Raw genomic sequence first — 14461 nt, forward strand, 5'->3', positions numbered from 1 at the left:
ACAACATTAGGGCACCTGTCTAATTTATTAATCTTTTATTAACTTTTGAAATTTTACTTCACATATTCACTTTTTTCGCTATGACACAGCGCCAGAAGCCATTGGAGAGACCGCCTGACTTTTGGCTACAAACGAACGAAGACGCATAAGCGCAGACACTTCTCCCTTGCGCGCCCGACCGCCACTTTCACCACCAAAGTAAGCTTTGTTAGGAGCAGGCTATGAGGATCAACCGCACGACAGAACACATCGCTTGCCCTGAGATGTTGGAGGGCAAACCGTGACACGCTCGCAGCTCACCCTTGCAACCTCCTGCACCTTGATCACAGCGATCGGCGCTTGGGGTGTCATGGACCCGGACAGCCTCGTGCGTCTGGCTTCCACAGTGGTCGCCAAATATTTTGAGAGCCGCGGCTGGTTTGTCATGCTCTCTGTTTCTGGCATGTTGCTCCTGTGTATCTGGCTGGCCTTCTCCAGATTTGGAGACATCCGCCTCGGAGCCGATGATGATCGGCCGGAGTTTTCCACGCCCTCTTGGATCGCCATGCTCTTTGCAGCCGGCATGGGGGTGGGCTTGCTGTTCTGGGCCGTTGCCGAACCCCTGACCCATTTTGCCTTTGCCCAAGGTTTCATGGAACAGCCCTATGCCGCCCAGCAGGCTCTGCTGGCCACAAATTTCCACTGGGGCATCCATGCCTGGGCGATTTACGGGACCACTGCGCTCACAATTGCCTATTTCACCTTTCGCAAAGGCGCGCCGATGCTGGTCAGCGGCCCGATTGAAACGCTCTTCCCAAATGAAACATGGGCAAAGCTTGTTGGGGGCCTCTCTGATTTCATGGCGATTGTTGCCATTGCCATTGGCGTGGGCGGCTCCATCGCCATGGGTGTGTTTCAGGTGGCCGACGGCATCGACGTGATGATGGGCGGAGACAAAGCCGCCACATGGCTAGTGGCCGCCGTCTTTGTGGTGATGGTCGCCGCCTACCTGCCGCCCCTGCTCGTGGATCTCGGCACCGGCATGGCGCGCCTCTCCAACACCGCCATGATCATCGCCATCGCTCTGGTGCTCTACACCGTCATTCTCGGCCCCACGGAATTTTTGCTCAACTCCATTCTCAACGGCTTTGGCGAGTACATCTTTGCCGCCATCCCCCGTGGCTTTGAAACGCTCACCTTCTTTGGCGACGATCTCGGGACATGGTTTCAGGATTGGACCCTCACCTATATGGTCTGGTGGATCGCTTGGGGGCCATTTGTCGGCGTCTTTATTGCCCGCATCTCCAAAGGCCGCACCATTCGCGAGTTTGTGCTGGGCGTGCTGATTGGGCCAACCGTGTTTTCGGTGATCTGGTTTGGCGCTTTTGGCGGCATTGGTCTGTTTGACACATTACATGGCAGCGGTGATCTGCTCCTGATGGCAGAGACCAATGTGGAACGTGTCACCTTTGGCCTGCTGGAGCGCCTGCCCCTGCCAACATTGACCACCATCGCCACCATTTTGGCGGCCTTCCTCTTCATCGTCACCAGCGTGGTGAGCGCGGCCTTTGTGCTCGGCACATTCTCGACCGGCGGCGATCCCGACCCAAGCCCGAAAGTCCGCTTGGTCTGGGGCGTGCTGCTCGGGTTGCTGGGCGCGGCGATGATCCTGTCGGGTTCCGTTGATGCGATCAAAAAGCTGATCGCCATTGGCGCCCTGCCCTTTGTCTTTGTCTGTGTGCTGCTCTGTGTCTGTCTGATCCGGGGCCTGCGTCAGGAGGCGCATCATGCTGATCGGTGATCTGCTCAACACAGTTCTCAACCTCTCAACCTTCGCCTTCATCGGCGCAATGATTTGGTTGCTCATGCGTCCTTAAAGGCGCCGCAAGGCAGGCCGATCTGGTCCAATTCGGGTCAGATCGGCTGCAGTCTAAATCTTACAGCATCGAACGTTGCGGTAAGGTGCAAAGGTGCGAAATTGCACTGTCGCGATACAGCCGCAATACCGACGCGATACAGACACGCCTGCAGGCGGCTTTGCAAAAAACGACCAAATCTTACCGCTCAGAGCGGTAGCATGCTCGTGGATTTGATTTCTTCCATTGATAACAAGGCGGTCACGTTGTGGACCTTCACCTCTGAGATCAAAGCTTGATAAAAGATGTCGTAAGCGCGCGCATTCTGCACCTGCACTTTAAGGATATAGTCTATGTCCCCCGCCAACCGGTGCGCTTCCAGCACCTCTGGCCGCTCCCGCAAAGCTTTCAAGAATTTCGCCTGCCAATCGGCCTCATGTTCGCTGGTGCGGATCAGAACAAAGAAACAAGCATCAAAACCAAGGGCTTCGGCATCCAGGAGAACGGTTTGCTGGCGAATGACCCCGCCTTCGCGCAATTTCCTGATCCGGTTCCACACCGGAGTCTTCGAAGATCCCACACGTTTGGCAATTTCATCGAGAGATTGCGCTGCGTCCCGTTGCAACTCCCCAAGAATTTTCTTATCCATGTCGTCAATGCGCAACGCCATTCCATTTCCCCTCAGTTTTTGGAACATCGGCGCAGATCCCCGCTGACACCGAAACGCACGTTTCTATTTTCGCCAGTATCTGGCGGTTGAGGGGGAATATTTCCTATATATGGATCAAAGTCAAACACCGGAGTCGGACAAATGCCCCGCGCATTCACACCCAAAGTCATCACCGCCAACGCCCTGTTGGAAGGCGACGTGATTTACTTCACAGCCGAAGACAATTGGTCACGTGATTTGACCGAAGCAGAGTTACTAACTGATGAAGCCCACGCACAGTTGCGTCTTCTTGAGGCTTCTCAACAGGTTAGCGAAGTCGTAGGCGCCTATCTGGCGGATGCGGTTGCCGGGGAAAACGGCCCTGAGCCAACCCATTTCCGCGAAGAATTCCGCCGCACCGGCCCATCAAACTACTTCCACGGCAAACAGGCAGACGCCGCAAACCAGGATGGTCAGGCCGTCTGATCGGCCTCTCCTGAGACAAACGCGAAAAGGTCCACCCATGTATCAATACAACGACTTTGACAAAGCCTTCCTGGCCGAGCGCAATCGTCAGTTCCGTGCACAGGTAGAGCGCCGCATCGCCGGCAATCTGACCGAGGATGAATTCAAGCCTCTGCGCCTGATGAACGGCCTCTATCTTCAGCTGCACGCCTACATGCTGCGCGTCGCCATCCCTTATGGCACCCTGAACTCCGCGCAGATGGACACGCTGGCGCTGCTCGCAGAGAAATGGGACAAAGGCTACGGCCACTTCACCACCCGCCAGAACATCCAGTACAACTGGCCAAAACTCAAAGACGTGCCTGATATGCTGGACGCTTTGGGTGAAGTTGGCATGCACGCCATCCAGACCTCCGGCAACACCATCCGCAACGTGACCGCAGACCATTTTGCAGGCGCAGCAGCAGACGAACTGGAAGATCCACGCCCGGTGGCAGAGCTGATCCGTCAGTGGTCCACCGATCACCCTGAGTTCCAGTTCATGGGTCGCAAGTTCAAAATCGCCGTGAGTGCTGGCGAAGCTGATCGTGCCGTTCTGAAGGCGCACGATCTGGCTGTTCGCATCGTGAAAAACGACGCTGGTGAAACAGGTTACCAAGTGCTGGTCGGCGGCGGCCTCGGCCGTACACCTATGGTCGGGAAAGTCCTCAACGACTTCCTGCCGCGAGAAGACCTGCTGCCTTACATCGAGGCAACCGTCTCCGTCTGGAACCAGATTGGTCGCCGCGACAACAAATACAAAGCCCGCATCAAGATCACTGTGCATGAAACCGGCCTAGATGAATTCCGCGCCAAGGTTGAGGAGCGCTATGAAAGCGTGCGTCCAACCTTCTCCGGTGTTGATCAGGACCTGTTTGCAGACATCAAGGCGCATTTTGCACCACCTGCCTTCCGCAACGCGCCGATCGCAGAGTTTGAAGCGGCTTACGACGCCAATCCAATGTTCCGCAGCTGGGTCGACACAAACCTGACCGAGCACCGCGCGCCGGGTTACACCATTGTTACGGTTTCGCTGAAAAAACAGGGCAAAACCCCTGGCGACGCAACCGCGGAGCAAATGCGTGTTCTGGCGCAGATCGCACGTGACTATGGGCATGACGAGCTGCGGATCAGCCACGAGCAGAACGTGATCTTGCCACACGTGCACAAATCCGATCTGCCAGCGATCTACACGGCACTTCGTGAGGCGGAGCTGCACACGGCAAACATTGGTCTTGTCAGCGACATCATCGCTTGCCCCGGCATGGACTACTGTGCGCTGGCAACCGCGCGTTCGATCCCTGTGGCTCAGCAAATCGCAACCCGCTTTGAAGAGCTGAAGCTTGAGCACGACATCGGCCACCTGCAGATCAAGATCTCAGGCTGCATCAACGCCTGTGGCCACCACCACGTGGGCCACATCGGCATCCTCGGTCTCGACCGCGCTGGTGTTGAGAACTACCAGATCACTCTTGGCGGCGATGCAACCTGGACCGCTTCCATCGGTGAGCGCGCTGGCCCCGGCTTTGCTTACGATGAAATCGTGCCTGCAATTGAGCGCCTCGTGAAAGGCTATCTGGAGCTGCGCGAAGGCCCGGAAGAGACCTTCCTGGAAGCGTACCGCCGCCTCGGCCTCGCGCCGTTCAAGGCTCACCTCTACCCAGAGGCCCAGGCGAATGCAGCATAATGGCCTCACGCCACTGACCTCACCTCTGACCACCGGGAAAGCCCCGGGGTCAGAGCGCGTGGATCCGCTGCAGGCAAAGGTGGATGCGCTGAACGCGCGCTACCGCCATCATTCTGCGACGGCGGTGATGGAAGCTGCCTTGAAGGATCCCCAGGCCGGGAAACTGGCAATGGTGTCTTCCTTTGGCGCGGAATCCGCTGTGCTGCTGCACATGGCGGCCGTTGTAGACCGCAAAATTCCCGTGCTCTTCGTGGACACGGAAATGCTCTTTGCGGAGACACTTGTCTACCAGCAGGACTTGGCAGAGCAGCTGCGTCTGGAAAATGTTCAGGTGATCCGCGCAAGCGACTCCACGCTGGCCGCAGAAGACCCAGATGGCACATTGCACCAGCACGACACCGATGCCTGCTGTGCATTGCGCAAAACCCGCCCTCTGCAAAAAGCCCTGCGCGGCTATGATGGCTGGATCACGGGACGCAAGCGCTTCCAGTCCGGCACGCGTGCCGCGCTTGAGTTCTTTGAAATCGAAGACTTCACAGGCCGCATCAAAGTCAATCCGCTGGCCCATTGGGCACCGGATGACGTGCGTGCCTATATGGAAGAAAACCGCCTGCCACGTCACCCACTTGTGGCCAAAGGCTACCCGTCCATCGGCTGTGCGCCTTGCACCTCGCCGGTGGCAGAAGGCGAAGACCCTCGCTCCGGCCGCTGGCGCGGTCAGGACAAAGAAGAATGTGGCATTCATTTTGTCGATGGCAAAATAGTGCGAACCGGAGAAAAGACATGACTGTGATCGTGACAGACAACGGCTTTGGCGCCGACGACTGGACCCTTGGTTTTGTGCCGCTGGATGAAGCCGCAAATGATGTGGCGGCGCTTGACGTCCCTTCAGATACCGACCCGGCAGCTGTTATTGCTCAGCTCTCAGGCGTGAAGATGATCCGCGTGGATTTCCCAAGCTTTGCAGACGGCCGCGGCTTCACCATTGCCCGCCAGCTGCGCTTGGCTGGCTACAATGGCCGCCTGCGCGCAAAAGGCCACGTTATTTCAGATCAATATGCCATGGCGCGCCGCTGTGGCTTTGACGAGGTGGAAATCTCTGATGAGTTGTCCACCCGCCAGCCAGAAGAGGAATGGAAATTCCGCGCCAACTGGCAAGCCAACGACTACCAAGCCCGGATGCGCGGCTAAAGCGTGTCGAAGAAAGTGGTGCGGCTTTGCGATATGTCAAAGCCGCATCACTGATATACCTTCAAAACCCCACCAGAGATGTTAGATGAGGAGGCGTGGCAATCCCGCCTGTTTTGATATGACCGAGCAAACGCCTGTGACCGAAGAAAAATCCGTAAAAGTGCCCGCCCTTCCTGACGCGCAAACTGTGACAGAGGTGAAGCACTACACTGACCGCCTGTTCTCATTCCGCTGCACGCGCCCTGCGTCTCTGCGTTTCCGTTCGGGCGAATTTGTCATGATTGGCTTGATGGGCGATCCAGACCCCAAGACAGGCAAGCAAAAACCGCTTCTGCGCGCCTATTCAATCGCCTCCCCAGCGTGGGATGAGGAAATGGAGTTCTACTCCATCAAAGTGCAAGACGGCCCGCTGACCTCCAAGCTGCAGCACATCAAACCGGGTGATGAAATCATCCTGCGCCCCAAGCCTGTTGGTACGCTCGTGCACGACGCCCTGCTGCCAGGCAAGCGCATCTGGTTCTTTGCAACCGGCACAGGCTTTGCCCCGTTTGCTTCGCTGCTGCGCGAGCCGCAGACTTATGAAGATTACGATGAAGTCATCATCACCCACACCTGCCGCGAAGTTGGTGAGCTGACTTACGGTCGCGACCTCATCGAAAGCATCCGCAACGATGAAATGCTCGCAGAGCTGATGGGCGAAGACTTCCACAAGAAGATTCGCTATTACCCAACCACCACCCGTGAAGAGAGCCCCAAAATGGGCCGGATCACCGATCTGATCCGCTCTGGCGAGGTATTTGAAGATCTGGGAATCGAGCCTTTGAACCCGGAAACCGATCGCGCAATGATCTGCGGCAATTTGGCCTTCAACCTCGAGCTCAAGGAGCTCTTCGAAGAAGCGGGTCTTGAGGAAGGTGCAAATTCCAAGCCCGCACAATACGTGGTGGAAAAAGCTTTCCTCGACTAAAGATGAGAATTCACAACAAAACGCCCCCGATTGGGGGCGTTTTTTGTTTCACTCAGTAGCCTAAGGCATCTTTGGCATTCTCCAACGTCTGTTGGAGAAACTCAGGGTTTTCGAGAGAATCCACGAGCGTTGCTTTAAGCGCCGCCTTTTGCAAATCCCCCATGTCCGCTGCACCGATCAGCGCACAAACCGCTTTCAAATCAAAGCCTTCCGGCGTGAACAATGCCTCCAGCGCCCGCTCTTGAGGCTGGATGTTTTCAGTATTTGGCGCGCTTTCTCCCGTGTCCGAAACTGACTGCTCAGAAACCTCTGCAGCATTCGACACCGATGACGACGCTGCAGGGCTGACAGCATTCTGCCAGACAACATATGTCCCGAAAGCTGTGCTTAAAGCGAAGATGCTCCAGACAAGGCTTCTCATTACCACACTCCAAAAATGGGGCGCTACCAAACCGAGTGCGCCCCCTGCGCCATGCATCTCGTGATTGCCGCCCTCCTTCTCAAGGGGGAAAGCCGCGGGATTTGCATCACAGTCGCGGATTCGGCGGTTGTATCGCCGCGCAAGCGCGAATAAATTAGCCACTCATAGGTATTCACCATCGAAGGAACAAAACGATAGCCCGCAGACCTCATAACGCACCGCCACAGCGTGACACCGGACCTCGTATCAATGGGCGCATCCGCGCTCCCGAAATCCGCTTGATTGGCGCAGACGGCGAAAACGTCGGAGTCGTGCACCCGGCCAAAGCCATGACAATGGCCGAAGAAGCTGGTCTGGACCTTGTTGAGATCTCCCCAAATGCGAACCCTCCGGTTTGCAAGATCATGGATTTCGGCAAGTTCAAATATGAACAGCAGAAACGCGAATCCGAGGCGCGCAAAAAGCAGAAGACCATTGAGGTCAAAGAGGTGAAGTTCCGCCCGAACACGGATACGCATGACTATGACGTCAAGATGCGCAATGTGATCAAGTTCCTCGAAAAAGGCGACAAGGTGAAAGTCACCCTGCGCTTCCGCGGCCGTGAGATGGCCCACCAGAATCTCGGCCGTGAGCTTCTGGAGCGTGTGGCTGAAGACATCAAAGAATTGGGCAAAGTGGAAAACATGCCCAAGATGGAAGGCCGCCAAATGATCATGATGATCGGCCCAATTTCCAAGTAAGCCGAACGGTCATAGCAAACGTTCAAGCCCCAGCCTTTGGCCGGGGCTTTTTCTTTGCCTCATGCAATGTGGCGCGCACCGCACAGCCATTTGATCGCCTCTCTGAAGTCAAAACCCAAAGAAATGATGTTTACGATCAGCAGCACCGAAAGGACGCTGGCATAGGCACCGGTTGCTCCTTCCAGAAACGGCGGGCGTGTGAGCAAAATCACAACAAGCGGCACCCAGAATATCAAATGCGGAAAGGACAAGGATGCGGAGAAGCCACGCTCTCTGATCAGAATCGGCAGGTTCACCAGCATCCCCATGACAGAGAGCAAAGCGATCCACATCGCTGATGGATGTGAGCCGATAAAGAAAAGCGGGACCATGTTGATTGGCGCTAGGACCACGCACATCCAAATCCGCACCCACAGCGGCAGCCGCTGAAAACTGTTCCAAATATCGAGAATCATTTGTCGCCTTTCCAAAGCAAAGGGCGGCTGATCTAACAGCCGCCCTCCTATTTCTTAGAACTATAAGGCGCTCTAGGCCGCTGCTGCAACCGCGCGTCGTGTCAAAACACCTACGAGGTGCGCGCGATATTCGGAAGTGCCATGCAAATCAGCAATCATGCCATCCGAACCCAGTTTAAGATCCGCAATGGCATCGGCTGAGAAGTTGGCAGAAAGAGCTGCCTCTGCTTCTGTCCAACGGAACACACCCTCCTCAGACGCGCCTGTCACGGCAACACGGACCCCATCAGCAAATTTCGCAACAAACACACCGACCAGCGCAAAGCGGGAAGCGGGTTGCTCGAATTTCTGATAGTTGGATACCTCAGGCACCGGGAAGCGCACTTCGGTGACAATCTCGCCTTCCTCAAGCGCAGTCGTGAACATTCCTTCAAAGTAGTCGTCTGCGGCGATTTCACGACTGTTTGTCATGATCGTCGCACCGCAGCCCAAGGCACCCGCCGGATAGCAGGCCGCAGGATCATTGTTGGCCAGAGAGCCACCAATGGTGCCGCGCGCACGTACCGCTGGATCACCGATGCCACCTGCAAGGCCCGCAAGGCCGGCAAAAACATCCGAACTTCCTGCGACATCTGAGTGACAAGTGGCGCCACCGATGCAAACAGCCCCATCATCCGCAATGCAGACCCCCTGCATTTCACTGATACCTTTGAGGCTCACCAGTTTACTCGGGCTGGCCAAGCGCTGTTTTAGGGTGGGGATCAAAGTCTGTCCGCCTCCCAAAGCCTGCGCTTCTTCTGCACCCAACGCAGCAACCGCATCCGCGATTGTGGAGGGCTTCTCAAAATCAAAATTATACATGATGTCTCCTCCTTAGGCGTTCAACGCCGCCCAGACGCGCGAGGGCGACACAGGCATATCTACATGATCAACTTTGTGGCCACCGGATTGCAGCGCGTCAACCACAGCGTTGACAACTGCGGGTGGGGAACCAATTGCACCGGCCTCGCCACAGCCTTTCACGCCCAGTGGGTTGTGCGTACAAGGCGTCTGGCTGGAGTGGTCGACACTATAGAACGGCACATCACTGGCACGCGGCATCGCGTAGTCCATGTAAGACGCGCTCAAGAGCTGACCGTTTTCATCATAGGCCGCGTTTTCCAACAGTGCCTGACCGATACCCTGACCAATGCCGCCGTGGACCTGACCATCAACGATCATCGGGTTCACGACATTGCCAAAGTCATCCGCGGCAGAAAACGCTTCGATGGTGACTTTCCCAGTCTCCGGATCCACTTCGACCTCGCAGGCATAAGCGCCGGAAGGATATGTGAAGTTGGCCGGATCATAGAAAGCAGTCTCTTCCAAGCCGGGCTCGATGTCCTCCAACGGGTAGTTATGAGGCACATAAGCGGCCAGTGTCACATCCCCCCAGGCCACGGATTTGTCCGTGCCCGCGACAGAGAATGTACCGTCCTTCAGCTCGATGTCCGCTTCAGCAGCTTCAAGCAGGTGTGCGGCGATTTTCTTGGTTTTGGCAATGATCTTCTCGGTCGCGCGGACCATCGCGGAGCCACCAACCGCAAGCGAACGCGACCCATAGGTACCCATTCCCATTGGGGCTTTGTCGGTGTCACCATGCTCGATTTCGACCATGCTTTCGTCGATGCCAATCATTTCGGCAATCACCTGAGGGAAAGAGGTCTCATGCCCCTGCCCGTGGCTGTGGCTGCCAGTCATGACAACCAGACCACCGGTCGCATTCACACGTACCGTCGCACTTTCATAAAGACCTGCACGCGCGCCAAGCTGACCAACCAGATTGGACGGTGCGATCCCGCATGCCTCAATGTAGCAATTCACACCAAGGCCACGCAGTTTACCACGCGCTTCGCTTTCTTTGCGGCGCGCTTCGAAGCCCGAGAAATCTGCGATCTTTTCAAGCGCATCCATGGTACCGTGATAATCACCCGTGTCATATTCCACCGCCACCGGCGTGGCATAGGGGAACTCCGTGATGAAATTCTGGCGGCGCAGCGCAATCGGATCAACTCCAAGCTCGCGCGCGGCTTTGTCGATCACCCGCTCCAGCTGATAGGTCGCTTCCGGGCGTCCCGCTCCGCGATAAGCGTCAACAGGCACGGTGTTGGTGAAGACTGCTTTGACGTTCACATAAATCAGAGGCGTCTTGTAGTTCCCCGCCATGAGCGTGCCATGCAGCCAAGTCGGAACCGATGGCGCGAAGGTGCTGAGGTAGGCCCCCATGTTGGCGTGGGTGTCGGTGCGAATGGCGGTGAAGTTGTTGTCCGCATCCAGCGCCAATTCAATCTTGGTCACGTGGTCACGGCCATGTGCGTCGGAAATGAAGGCTTCCGACCGGGTTGAGGTCCATTTCACTGCACGGTTCAGCGCTTTGGCCGCAAAGGTGCAGAATGCTTCCTCGGCGTAGTGGAAGATCTTGGTCCCAAACCCGCCACCAACGTCTGGCGCAACCACGCGCAGTTTATGCTCAGGAATGCCCAACACAAAGGCACCCATCAAAAGTCGGATCACATGGGGGTTCTGACTTGTGGTGTAGAGCGTGCTGTCACCGGTGCCACGGTTGAAATCACCAATCGCAACACGTGGTTCCATCGGGTTGGCAACAAGCCGGTTGTTGCGCAACTCCAATGTGGTCACATGCGCTGCCTCCTCAAAGGCCGCATCAACCGCAGGTTTGTTTTCCTCAACAAATCCCCAGTCATAGCAAAGATTGGAGGTCAGATCGTCGTGAACCTTGGTGGCCCCGTCCGCCAGTGCGGCTTTCATGTCCACAACGGCTGGCAGTTCCTCCAGATCGACTTCAATGGCCTCAGCCGCATCGCGCGCCTGCTCAAGCGTTTCGGCAACCACAGCGGCGATCTGATCGCCGACGTAACGCACTTTGCCTTGCGCCAGCACCGGGTGCGCGGGTTCCTGCATCGGCTCGCCGTGACGGTCCGTCACCTGCCAGCCACAGGGAATGCCACCAACACCTTCAAAATCCGCACCGGTGAAAATCTTCAAGACGCCTGGCATGGCCGCGGCGGCTTCGGTGTTGATGGACGTAATCCGGCCATGCGCAACATCGGAGCGCAGGAAGTGCACATAGGCCTGACCGCTCACATTGATATCATCTGTGTAGTTGCCGGTCCCGCTCAGGAACCGCACGTCTTCGCGCCGCTTGGGGCTGGCGCCGATGCCATGATCTTTTGGCATGTCTTTCCTCCCTAATAACCGGGGTGGTGCGCGCATCTTGCGGCTCTCTACGCCCGGTCCGTGATCTCAAACACGTTCGTCCGCGCCTCCTCCTGCGCGGCGAACAGTCTTATTCGGCAGCGATGCTGCTCACGTCCTGACCGCTGGCCGCCATGATCGCCTTGACGATATTGTGGTAGCCCGTGCAGCGGCAGATATTGCCTTCCAGATGATGGCGCACCTCTGCCTCGGTTGGCTTGGGGTTGGTTTTGAGCAGGTCTGCTGCAGACATGATCATGCCCGGCGTGCAGAACCCGCACTGAAGGCCGTGATGATCCTGAAAGGCCTGCTGCAAGGCATTTAGCGTGCCATCAGCCGCAGCCTGACCTTCGATGGTCGATACGTCTGCCCCGTCTGCCTCCATGGCCAGCATGGTGCAGGATTTCACTGCAACGCCATCCACATGCACAATGCAAGCGCCGCATTGGCTTGTGTCGCATCCGACGTGTGTGCCTGTCAGGCCCAGGGTTTCTCTCAAAAATTGACTGAGCAAAGTGCGTCCTTCGGCATCTCCGGACATTTGCTTGCCGTTCACAGTCATGGTGACCTGTGACATTGGCTCCTCCCGCATTAGTGGCTTTGTCATTGCTGAGGAGTAAAGCAGCCCCCTTGGCGATTGAGAACCCGCTTTTTCAAAGGATCGGGAGAATGCGTTTAGACATTGGTCGTATGTGCATAAAAAACCGAGCCTGCCTCTGCGGTTAAACACCTTTTTCACGCGGCATTGGCCGGGTGGGAATCTCCTTCAGCAGGCCCCCAACACCCATCGCAGCGATGTCGCTGTGGCTGACCTCTTCGCCACACACCACGCGCTCCAAGACCCAATCCGCGCCATTCAGTGCCGGAGATCGGGCGCAACCAGGCAAACCGATCACCGGCTTTTCACCCAAGCGCCCAAGAAACAAAAGGTTTCCCGGATCAACCGGCATGCCAAAGCGCTCAACCACACCACCTGCTTCACGCAAGGCCTGCGGAGCCACATCCAATGTGTCGGACGTTGCCGAGGCCGTGAGCACAAAAACAACCTGACCTGTCGCCTGCTCAATCGCGCTGGCCAGCGCATTCACCTCGTGGGCGACAAGCACACGCGGCGACAGCGTCATGCCCATCCGCTCCACACGTCCAGCCATCGCACGGCGGCCTTTGTCAGAGGGCACATCTTCCGCAATTGTGGTTTCGATCAACGTCGCAGAGGAAAAAACCGGAGGATGCAACACGAGAGCGTCTTGGACCACGGCGCAGACCGCATCCAGCGCTGCCTGAGGGACCGCATAGGAGATGATTTTTATTGTCGCGACCATGCCATCTGCATCGACACGGTGACGGTCCGGCACGGTGGCCAATGTGATCATGGGATCAACGCTATTGATGTGGTTGACCATGTCGGCATTGATGCGCACCAAACCACAGCCTTTGGCATAGAGGTTTACCCGCCCAGCACCTGCGCCAGTCGCCCGAAACCCCTCACGCGCTTTGCCTTCCAGCAGTACCGATGCGAGCTGCGCCGCCGCAGCGTCCTCATCCACGTCCCCTTCTTCCAGCCGCGCGACGGTGACTGTTTCCATCCCGGCGCGGGCCAAAGCTGAGAGGTCCTCGGCGGTCAGGCAGGTTCCTTTCGGGATGCGTTTGGGTTTTCCAGCTGTCTCTGATGCAGGCAGCACCAAGGAGTGTGCGAGGATCGCACCTTCCGCCTCTGCGAGGGCAACAGAACCGAATTTCATGCGCCTTTCCTCAACACGCGGAGAAGTTCGCCCATAATCGAGACCGCAATCTCCGCAGGGCTGGCCGCTCCGATGTCCAAGCCAATCGGCCCATGAATACGCGCAATCTGCGCTTCCTCAAATCCGGCCTCTGTCAGACGCTCCACCCGTTTTGCATGGGTGCGTGTGCTTCCAAGCGCCCCGATATAAAAAGCTTTGGATTTTAGAGCGATGTGCAGCGCCGGATCGTCCAACTTCGGGTCATGGGTCAGCAGTACAAGCGCAGTGCGTGCATCAAGCCCGATTTGCTCCATCGCTTCATCAGGCCAATCCTCGATGATCTTCTCGCCAGGAAACCGCGCCTCTGAGCCAAAGGCGGAACGCGGGTCAACGATCACCGGATCAAACCCCGCAATGCGTGCCATAGGCACCAGCGCTTGCGCGATGTGGACCGCACCAACCACAGCCACTCTCAAAGGGGGATTGTGGATGGCAACAAAACGCCCGTCGTCCTCAACGCCAGATCGGTCCATGCGGAAGCGGTCTTCAAAACCTTCCGAGGTAAGCACGCCACCTCCGGTTTCGGCATCACACACATAGGCCACCGCCTTGCGCGCCGCGCGGGCGTCTACAAGCTCAGCCAGCACCTCTTCGCTCAAAACCGCCCCCACAGGCTCTACCAACACCTTGATGGTGCCCCCGCAGGCTAGGCCCACAGCAAAAGCATCTCCATCACTCACGCCAAATTCAAGCAGGGTGCCTTTGCCGCTGTCGAGCGCGTCCATCGCTTCGACCATCACCGCACCTTCGACACAGCCGCCTGAAACAGAGCCTTCAATTTGCCCGTCGCCAGAGACCACCATCTGCGCGCCGACACGTCGCGGCGCGGACCCCCAGGTCTCCACCACCGTTGCCAGCGCTGCACCCCGTCCTGCGCGGTGCCACTCCAGCGCCAGCTCGGGCGCGTCTTTAGGTGATTGGCTCATGATGATCTCCCTCGTCTCGGCTGAACATGGGGGAGCCCTGTGCGTAACAC

Annotated in this window: 15 protein-coding genes; 7 read left to right on the plus strand and 8 right to left on the minus strand. The window is 57.2% G+C overall.

Going from position 1 to position 14461, the window contains the following annotated elements:
• Nucleotides 1–280 precede the first annotated feature (280 nt).
• Nucleotides 281–1780, plus strand: coding sequence for a BCCT family transporter (locus ACO07T_RS20255; RefSeq protein ID WP_422050905.1), 1500 nt, complete (start codon nt 281–283; stop codon nt 1778–1780).
• 263 nt (nt 1781–2043) lie between these two features.
• Here ACO07T_RS20255 and ACO07T_RS20260 read toward each other — a convergent pair whose 3' ends face one another.
• A complete protein-coding gene (locus ACO07T_RS20260; RefSeq protein WP_209065420.1) occupies nt 2044–2505 on the minus strand; it encodes an Lrp/AsnC family transcriptional regulator in 462 nt (153 codons plus the stop codon).
• Between the two features lie 141 nt (nt 2506–2646).
• Here ACO07T_RS20260 and ACO07T_RS20265 point away from each other — a divergent pair, with 141 nt between their 5' ends.
• From ACO07T_RS20265 to ACO07T_RS20285, 5 genes are all read left to right on the plus strand, one after another.
• Nucleotides 2647–2970 carry a DUF2849 domain-containing protein gene (locus ACO07T_RS20265; RefSeq protein ID WP_209088976.1) on the plus strand — a complete coding sequence of 108 codons (324 nt, stop codon included), beginning with the start codon at nt 2647–2649 and terminating at the stop codon, nt 2968–2970.
• Between the two features lie 37 nt (nt 2971–3007).
• The gene (locus ACO07T_RS20270; RefSeq protein WP_422050906.1) at nt 3008–4675 is read left to right on the plus strand and encodes a nitrite/sulfite reductase; all 1668 of its coding nucleotides are present in this window, start codon (nt 3008–3010) and stop codon (nt 4673–4675) included.
• The gene (locus ACO07T_RS20275; protein ID WP_422050907.1) at nt 4665–5462 is read left to right on the plus strand and encodes a phosphoadenylyl-sulfate reductase; all 798 of its coding nucleotides are present in this window, start codon (nt 4665–4667) and stop codon (nt 5460–5462) included. The genes ACO07T_RS20270 and ACO07T_RS20275 overlap by 11 nt, the downstream gene beginning before the upstream one ends.
• A complete protein-coding gene (locus ACO07T_RS20280) occupies nt 5459–5866 on the plus strand; it encodes a DUF934 domain-containing protein (RefSeq protein ID WP_422050908.1) in 408 nt (135 codons plus the stop codon). The genes ACO07T_RS20275 and ACO07T_RS20280 overlap by 4 nt, the downstream gene beginning before the upstream one ends.
• A gap of 118 nt (nt 5867–5984) precedes the next feature.
• Nucleotides 5985–6833, plus strand: coding sequence for a ferredoxin--NADP reductase (locus ACO07T_RS20285; protein ID WP_209065421.1), 849 nt, complete (start codon nt 5985–5987; stop codon nt 6831–6833).
• Between the two features lie 52 nt (nt 6834–6885).
• Here the strand turns inward: ACO07T_RS20285 and ACO07T_RS20290 are convergent, their stop codons facing one another.
• Nucleotides 6886–7254 (minus strand): hypothetical protein, encoded by a 369-nt coding sequence (locus ACO07T_RS20290; RefSeq protein ID WP_422050909.1) that lies wholly within the window; start codon nt 7252–7254, stop codon nt 6886–6888.
• A gap of 194 nt (nt 7255–7448) precedes the next feature.
• On the opposite strand from ACO07T_RS20290, the gene infC reads away from it, so the two are divergent.
• The gene (infC, locus tag ACO07T_RS20295) at nt 7449–7994 is read left to right on the plus strand and encodes a translation initiation factor IF-3 (protein WP_209065422.1); all 546 of its coding nucleotides are present in this window, start codon (nt 7449–7451) and stop codon (nt 7992–7994) included.
• Between the two features lie 59 nt (nt 7995–8053).
• On the opposite strand, the gene ACO07T_RS20300 is transcribed toward infC, so the two are convergent.
• The 6 genes from ACO07T_RS20300 to ACO07T_RS20325 form a co-directional block, all read right to left on the minus strand.
• Entirely contained in the window at nt 8054–8449 is a 396-nt protein-coding gene (locus ACO07T_RS20300; protein WP_422050910.1) for a hypothetical protein, read from the minus strand.
• A 72-nt stretch (nt 8450–8521) separates the two neighbouring features.
• On the minus strand, nt 8522–9310 hold the full coding sequence (locus tag ACO07T_RS20305) for an FAD binding domain-containing protein (protein WP_422050911.1): 789 nt from the start codon (nt 9308–9310) through the stop codon (nt 8522–8524).
• A 12-nt stretch (nt 9311–9322) separates the two neighbouring features.
• Nucleotides 9323–11686 carry a xanthine dehydrogenase family protein molybdopterin-binding subunit gene (locus tag ACO07T_RS20310; protein WP_422050912.1) on the minus strand — a complete coding sequence of 788 codons (2364 nt, stop codon included), beginning with the start codon at nt 11684–11686 and terminating at the stop codon, nt 9323–9325.
• Nucleotides 11687–11795: 109 nt separating this feature from the next.
• Nucleotides 11796–12281: a (2Fe-2S)-binding protein gene (locus tag ACO07T_RS20315; protein ID WP_422050913.1), complete on the minus strand. Its 486-nt coding sequence runs from the start codon at nt 12279–12281 to the stop codon at nt 11796–11798.
• A 145-nt stretch (nt 12282–12426) separates the two neighbouring features.
• Nucleotides 12427–13446: a molybdopterin-binding protein gene (locus tag ACO07T_RS20320; protein ID WP_422050914.1), complete on the minus strand. Its 1020-nt coding sequence runs from the start codon at nt 13444–13446 to the stop codon at nt 12427–12429.
• Nucleotides 13443–14411 (minus strand): XdhC family protein, encoded by a 969-nt coding sequence (locus ACO07T_RS20325; protein ID WP_422050915.1) that lies wholly within the window; start codon nt 14409–14411, stop codon nt 13443–13445. The genes ACO07T_RS20320 and ACO07T_RS20325 overlap by 4 nt, the downstream gene beginning before the upstream one ends.
• Nucleotides 14412–14461: the final 50 nt, after the last annotated feature.

Origin of the sequence: Shimia sp., from assembly GCF_965227725.1 — a bacterium.
Classification (GTDB): Bacteria; Pseudomonadota; Alphaproteobacteria; order Rhodobacterales; family Rhodobacteraceae; genus Shimia.

Excerpts from the sequence above, each read along its gene's own strand:
- ACO07T_RS20260 (WP_209065420.1), bottom strand. The coding sequence starts at position 2,505 with ATGGCGTTGCGCATTGACGACATGGATAAGAAAATTCTTGGGGAGTTG.
- ACO07T_RS20265 (WP_209088976.1), top strand. The coding sequence starts at position 2,647 with ATGCCCCGCGCATTCACACCCAAAGTCATCACCGCCAACGCCCTGTTG.
- ACO07T_RS20270 (WP_422050906.1), top strand. The coding sequence starts at position 3,008 with ATGTATCAATACAACGACTTTGACAAAGCCTTCCTGGCCGAGCGCAAT.
- ACO07T_RS20275 (WP_422050907.1), top strand. The coding sequence starts at position 4,665 with ATGCAGCATAATGGCCTCACGCCACTGACCTCACCTCTGACCACCGGG.
- ACO07T_RS20280 (WP_422050908.1), top strand. The coding sequence starts at position 5,459 with ATGACTGTGATCGTGACAGACAACGGCTTTGGCGCCGACGACTGGACC.
- ACO07T_RS20285 (WP_209065421.1), top strand. The coding sequence starts at position 5,985 with ATGACCGAGCAAACGCCTGTGACCGAAGAAAAATCCGTAAAAGTGCCC.
- ACO07T_RS20290 (WP_422050909.1), bottom strand. The coding sequence starts at position 7,254 with ATGAGAAGCCTTGTCTGGAGCATCTTCGCTTTAAGCACAGCTTTCGGG.
- ACO07T_RS20300 (WP_422050910.1), bottom strand. The coding sequence starts at position 8,449 with ATGATTCTCGATATTTGGAACAGTTTTCAGCGGCTGCCGCTGTGGGTG.
- ACO07T_RS20305 (WP_422050911.1), bottom strand. The coding sequence starts at position 9,310 with ATGTATAATTTTGATTTTGAGAAGCCCTCCACAATCGCGGATGCGGTT.
- ACO07T_RS20310 (WP_422050912.1), bottom strand. The coding sequence starts at position 11,686 with ATGCCAAAAGATCATGGCATCGGCGCCAGCCCCAAGCGGCGCGAAGAC.
- ACO07T_RS20315 (WP_422050913.1), bottom strand. The coding sequence starts at position 12,281 with ATGTCACAGGTCACCATGACTGTGAACGGCAAGCAAATGTCCGGAGAT.
- ACO07T_RS20320 (WP_422050914.1), bottom strand. The coding sequence starts at position 13,446 with ATGAAATTCGGTTCTGTTGCCCTCGCAGAGGCGGAAGGTGCGATCCTC.
- ACO07T_RS20325 (WP_422050915.1), bottom strand. The coding sequence starts at position 14,411 with ATGAGCCAATCACCTAAAGACGCGCCCGAGCTGGCGCTGGAGTGGCAC.